Raw genomic sequence first — 6622 nt, forward strand, 5'->3', positions numbered from 1 at the left:
ACGGTGGTTTTGGCATCCACACCTTTTTGGATGTTATCTTTAGTACTTTGAGCAAGATCGATACTGTACTCAGTTGTGACGGCACCATCGGCTGCAGTTGTAGTATTGGAAGTCAAATTCAAAGCATTGGAAACTTGTACCGTTGCTTTATCTGCGCTGACGGTATAAGTGGTCTCTTTGCCTGAGGTTGTTTTATTAACGTGCGCGTTACTGCCTGCCGCCACCTTGGTTGTGGTTTTGGCATTATTGATGGCATTAGCAACATCGCCGGCAGTCGCTACACCGGCAGTCGGTGCGGACACTGTGCCATTATTATCGACAGACAATGTGCCTTGAGTGACGTTGATTTGAACTTTTGATGCATTCTCGCCATCGGTGATTGCAACAGTCGTCAAGTTGCCATCGGCGTAGTTGACTGTACCGTTGTTATTGATACGAGATTTGTCTGTACCGTTTTGTTGGATATTGTGTCCAACATTGTTCATAACGGTGTACAGCTGGCTACCATTGACCGCATCGGTCGAAGTGGCGGAAATACGGCCTGCGGCAACATTCTGGATTTGGCGTTCATTGCCTGCACTGCCTACAGAAACCGCGCCTGTTTTAGCGGATGAAGAAGCTGCATAGCTGACATTAGTCGTCGTACCACTATCGTTTTTGAATGTTGCATTTTTAGCTGTTGCATCAAAATTATTGGCAGTGCCAACAGCACCATTACCCAATGCAACGGAGCTACCGATCGTAGTCGTCGCGCCACTACCCAAAGCAACTGAATCGCTTCCAGTCGCTTTTGCATTATTACCGCCGGCAAAACTATTCTGCCCGGCAGCTTGGGCTGAGGAACCAATAGCAGTGGAATAAAGGCCTGAACTGTTTGCCTGCTTACCAATGGCGATAGAATAAGCTTGCGTTGTCTGTGCCTGATGACCGATTGCAACAGAATCATCACCGACTGCATTTGACAAATAGCCCATTGCCGTACCGTTATTTTGTGCTGCTGCCCTTGCACCGACAACGGTTGCATTTCCATAGTTGGCTCTACTGTGAGCACCAACGACTACAGAGTAATTGTAATTATTTTCCGTATTCAAACCTATGGCGATAGAACCTGTACCGCGGGAATTAGCATTAGAGCCTAAGGCAACAGCGCCAACAGTTCCCGAAGTTACCGTTGCATTTGGACCAACAGCAACAGAATCTTCGCCAAGTACGTTGGCATTATGACCCAAGGAAACACTACCCGTCGCACCAGTGCTTGTTGCCGCATTTGGTCCGATAGCAATTGAATTGGTTGCTTTTGCACCGTCATTGTTCCAGTTTTTCGTACCGTCAGTTTTGCCTTCTTCTGACTTAACAGAGAAATAGCGGACACGCTCAATTGCACTCAATACACCATAAAGTTGAGAGCCGTTGATGGCATCAGTAGAAGTAGCAGAAATATCGCCGGGGGATACATTGATGATTTGACGTTCGTAACCTTTAGAACCAACAGACACAACATCACCGGCATCGGTAGTTTGACCGCCTGCCCAAGTGTAGGTTACACCCATAATTTCGCGTTGAACGTATGCCTGACCTTCTTTATCGGTTTTAGAAGCCGTACCCAAAGCCACAGAGTTCAGCAGAGTTGCTTTTGCACCTGTACCCAAAGCTACACCGCCAAAGGCAGTCGCCTGAGATTTGGTACCGATAGCCAGAGACAAATCGGCAGATGAATTAGACTGCACACCTAATGCAACAGAACCTTGACCGGCAATAGTATTACCATAAGAACCGCTATACATCGTATCACCAGTCATCTCTTTATAAATATCACGCAGACTTTTACCGCTCAGCGTATATTCACCGGTCTTTGCACCTTTTTCATTATATTTGATGAATTTATCCGTTGCATTGCCAGAATATCGAGTACCACCTACCGAATCTAAATCATCACCACCAATAGCAACAGATGAATTACCATTAGCCAAGACATTGCCGCCAACCGCAATAGATTGGTCTCCCTTTGCCCACGCACCCTCAGGTCTGCCCTGTGGATCAACACGGTTACCTGAACCAATAGCAATAGACTGAGTTATCTTAGAACTACTTGAATCGCCTACTCGAGCCGTATTACCAATAGCAATATTATTGTGCGTTACATTCACATTCATAATATTTTGCGAAAGAACCCCAGATGCACGTCCAATAGCAATCGTACCAAGTCCGGTTGCATTCGCGTCTGCACCAAGTGCAATAGCACTTGATGCTGCATTACCCGAAGCTGGAGAATTTGCCACTGCACTTTTACCGATGGCAATGGTATTTCCAGTTTGAGCTTGGGCTGAATTACCTATGGCGATAGACTCACTTTGATAACCCACTGCATTGGTACCGATTGCAATGGCATTTTGCGCATTGGCTGCAGCCTGACTGCCGCTGCCAATTGCAATGCCGTCTTGACCTCTTGATGTGCTGGATTGGCCCAAAGCCATTGAGCCTATACCAAATGCTTGCGCCGAATTACCCAATGCTGTTGTGCTCGTATTATCAGCAAGAGCATTCTTACCTACCGCTGTCGCTTGCGTACCATTTGCTTTGGAATCTGCACCCAATGCTGTTGAATCTACAGAAACAGCATTGGCACTTTTACCTATCGCTGTTGCATTTGAACTACTTGCACTTGTATCTGCACCCATCGCAACAGCATGATTTTGAGTAGCCTTGGCATTTGTACCAACAGCAAGGCTGTTATTATGTGTTGCATTTGCACTCGTACCTACCGCAACTGCACCGTTAGCCGTAGCATTGGCTGATGCTCCTACTGACAGAGCACCAATACCGGTCGCTGTTGCACCACTAACCGCAGTCGCACTGGTTACAGCATCAAATTCAATTTTTCCTCGTGCTGCAGTTGCCGCATACGAATTACCTGCACCCAAAAGAGCTGCCGAAATCACTGTCAATCTGAAAACTGTCGCAATACCATTTTTACCGGATTTGGTAGATACATCTGCACTGTTTTGTTCTGCAGACGATTTCACTCGGCCTTTGGCCAATTCGGAAGTTACGACAAAAGATTGAATCGTACGGTTCCAAACAACTTTAAATATCTTATTCATAGGTGTGTCTTTCTCTTTTTATGATAGGTAAAAGCGTGAGCATGAGCATGACGCTACTTTAAGAATTTATGCAGGGGTTTCCCAGCAAAATGCTTGTCTCAAGCTGACGTTTATTGTCACTTTGAGACGAAATTTAGGCTTTTGACTATCCCGCAACGGTATAGTATTTCATACTTACAAAATATCCGCTAGTCTAAAATATCAACCGATTATCTTTAATTTTTAAACAAAATCATGACGTTTGAACAGAAAAACTAATCATCAAAAGTTCTCCAGTCATGTTTTTATTAATAAGCGTAATGTTGTATTCCGTCGACAAGTCATCAGCAATCACAGTAATCATGCAAGCAACGTGCCAATCGCTCGGAATTTTATTTAAAATGAATTGTTTTCTAAAAAATGGAAAAGGCCGTCTGAAAGATTTCAGACGGCCTTTGATGAAATGATTTTGAACAATTGCTTGCTTGAATAATTTGTTTTTTGAGCTATCAATAAAATTGGCAATATGCTTTTAATACGTCATAGAAAGAATACGCATATCCCTACTTATACAAACGCGGATGGTTTTACAAACCGAATACGGTAATATCGCCCTTGCCTTGACGAATCAGCTCAGTGCCATCGGTCATATCGATAACCGTCGTCGGCTCAGTACCGCACCAGCCACCATCAATAACCAAATCAACAGCATGCTCAAGACGGTCTCGGATTTCGTATGAATCGGTCAATGGCTCTTCGTCTTCGGGCAGCATGAGGGTGCAGCTTAAAATAGGTTCGCCCAATTCTTGCAAAAGCGCCAAGGCAGTGGCGTTGTCGGGAACACGCAGGCCGATGGTTTTACGTTTTGGGTGAAGCGTGCGATTGGGTACTTCTTTGGTTGCCTGCAGGATAAAGGTATAACTGCCGGGCGTAGCTGCTTTGAGCTGGCGAAATTGGGCATTATCTACTTTGGCATAAGTACCCAATTCGCTCAAATCGGCACACATCAGGGTCAGATGGTGTTTTTGATCGATTTTACGAATCGCGAGAATGCGTTCCATCGCGTTTTTGTCGCCGAGTTTGCAACCTAGCGCATAGCAGGAATCCGTAGGGTAAACGATAACGCCACCACCGCGGACAATATCGGCGGCTTGCTTGATGAGGCGGTCTTGGGGATTATCGGGATGGATGGCGAAAAATTGTGCCATGTTTTTTTCCTTATCATTCTAATGGTTTGTTGTTTGACATTTTAAAACTTATTTGGCCGTCTGAATATTGGATTTCCACCACCATGAATGGATTTAGCCTCAGCTACAACACGGCTGCACCCAGTGATACCTTATATATTATTTTGATTTACCGGCCGATATCGAAAGTCAATTTAATACGCTATATAATGCATTATTTTGTTTGAAAGTCATCTCAATGCCTGCTTCTTCCCTACCTTCCCGCCGCTTGTCTGTCGCACCTATGCTTGATTGGACAGACAGACACTATCGCTTTATGGCGCGACAAATTACACGCAATGCTTGGCTTTATAGCGAAATGGTCAATTCAGGCGCGGTGGTTTACGGAGATAAAGACCGCTTTTTGAGTTTCAACGAAGGCGAGCAACCGGTAGCTTTACAGCTTGGCGGCTCAGATCCGCATGACTTGGCAATCGCTACCAAAGCGGCTGAAGCGTATGGCTATAACGAAGTCAACCTAAATTGCGGCTGCCCCAGCCCACGCGTTCAAAAAGGCGCTTTCGGCGCTTGCCTGATGAATGATGTAGATTTGGTGGCAGATTGTTTGAATGCGATGCAGGATGCAGTTGAAATTCCGGTGACGGTCAAACACCGCATCGGTGTAGACAGACAGACAGAATATCAAGTCGTAGCAGATTTTGTGGGAACACTTCGCGAAAAAACAGCCTGCCGCACATTTATTGTCCATGCACGCAATGCTTGGCTGGACGGTTTATCCCCGAAAGAAAACCGCGAAGTCCCGCCACTCAAATATGAATACGTGTATCGTTTAAAACAAGATTTTCCCGACTTGGAAATTTTGATTAACGGCGGCATCACTACCAACGAAGAAATCGCCGAACATCTGAAATTTGTCGATGGGGTCATGATCGGGCGCGAGGCTTATCACAATCCAATGCTGATGCGCGATTGGGATACAATGTTTTACAACGACGCACACGCACCAATCCAATACGCAGACTTAGCAGCTTGGCTATATGCATACAGTCGCGAACAAATCGCCTTAGGACGAGGCACAATCCTGCGCCATATCGTCCGCCACGCACTAGGCTTAATGCACGGCCTAAAAAATGCCCGCACTTGGCGCCGTATGCTCTCAGATGCTACTTTGCTGAAAGACAACGACGGCAGCCTGATTCTAGACGCATGGAAAGAAGTCGAACGCGCAAATATTTGAGATTAATGGTATATCGTGCGAATAAATGAAAGGCCGTCTGAAACATCCAATGATGTTTCAGACGGCCTTTAAAATTACAACAGACTGCTAAAGATATATTCATTTCTCTTTGGCTACTATTACGATTAACTCATCGAATCAACCCAAAACATAATCTAAGCATAAAAAAATGCGGCCTAAATAGGCCGCATTTACTTTGCTTCGTCTTTTCAGACGACTTTTTCAGGCCGTCTGAAAGTCAGATTACCATTGGTAACCAACTGCTGCGGTAGCACCGAAGTGACCACGTGAGTTGCCGGAAGCAGTACCTTTGATGATCCAATTACCACCATCGGAGATGCTAGAGAAGCCGACAGCGTAACCGGTTTCACCGCGGTAGTGACCGCCACCGATAGCCAGCATGCTCTTACCTGGCAAGTAAGCTTGTGGCAGACCGGCAGTAGCCAGAGCTTGAGCCACACCTGCGCGGGCGTTGTTGTCAACTTTGTTCACATTGCTGTTCACATCGCCGAATTTTTGGTTCAGCTGGTCAACGTTAACCGCATCGGTACCGTTCTTACCTGGAGCAACATTTTTAATAGTAGTGTTGCCGGCATCGATACCACCTTGGTTGATGGTTACAGGACCTGCTTTCAGTTCGTTAGTAGTAACACTGTTAACGGTCAGATCAGGGTTCAAGCTGACTTTCAGCGCATCGCCGTCTTTCTTAACGAAGATGTTTTGAACTTCTTTCTCTGAAGTCTTACCGGTTGCTTTGTCGAATACTTGGACTTTAGTACCCGCATCACCTTTAATCTGAATAGTGTTATTCAGTTTTTTGGAGATAGAGCCGTCAGTAGTACCAGTCTCGTCAACCAGACCGAAGGTGCCGTCAGCATCTTTACCATCTTTACCGTCTTTACCATCTTTCACGGTTGCAGTAGTAGTAGAGATGACTTTACCGTCTTTATCGAAGTTGTTGATAGTGATAGTAGAAGTACCTTTAGCTTCATCACGCTCAACTTTACCTTCAGCAGACTTACCGTTTTCACCTTTAGCACCAGTTGCACCAGTATCACCTTTAGCACCGTCTTTAACAACAGTAGTAGTAGTGTTACCGTTACCGTCTTTGATGGTTA

At 45.5% G+C, this 6622-nt stretch carries 4 protein-coding genes; 1 reads left to right on the forward strand and 3 read right to left on the reverse strand.

From position 1 onward, the window contains the following. Both HMPREF2871_RS02520 and HMPREF2871_RS02525 read right to left on the reverse strand, forming a co-directional pair. Positions 1-3101: ESPR-type extended signal peptide-containing protein (locus tag HMPREF2871_RS02520; RefSeq protein WP_283116825.1), on the reverse strand; the 3101-nt coding region annotated here is incomplete at its 3' end. Between the two features lie 566 nt (positions 3102-3667). After that, on the reverse strand, positions 3668-4288 hold the full coding sequence (locus HMPREF2871_RS02525; RefSeq protein WP_049343882.1) for an L-threonylcarbamoyladenylate synthase: 621 nt from the start codon (positions 4286-4288) through the stop codon (positions 3668-3670). 217 nt (positions 4289-4505) lie between these two features. On the opposite strand from HMPREF2871_RS02525, the gene dusA reads away from it, so the two are divergent. Beyond that, entirely contained in the window at positions 4506-5504 is a 999-nt protein-coding gene (dusA, locus tag HMPREF2871_RS02530) for a tRNA dihydrouridine(20/20a) synthase DusA (protein WP_049336164.1), read from the forward strand. 243 nt (positions 5505-5747) lie between these two features. Here dusA and HMPREF2871_RS11850 read toward each other — a convergent pair. Beyond that, a partial coding sequence (locus tag HMPREF2871_RS11850; RefSeq protein ID WP_210392974.1) for a YadA family autotransporter adhesin occupies positions 5748-6622 on the reverse strand: 875 nt, incomplete at its 5' end.

The organism is Neisseria sp. HMSC067G12, assembly GCF_001812725.1.
GTDB classification, from domain to species: Bacteria; Pseudomonadota; Gammaproteobacteria; order Burkholderiales; family Neisseriaceae; genus Neisseria; species Neisseria perflava.

What these genes read in the sequence shown, in the direction of transcription:
- HMPREF2871_RS02525 (WP_049343882.1), bottom strand. Translation starts at nt 4,288, where the DNA reads ATGGCACAATTTTTCGCCATCCATCCCGATAATCCCCAAGACCGCCTC.
- dusA (WP_049336164.1), top strand. Translation starts at nt 4,506, where the DNA reads ATGCCTGCTTCTTCCCTACCTTCCCGCCGCTTGTCTGTCGCACCTATG.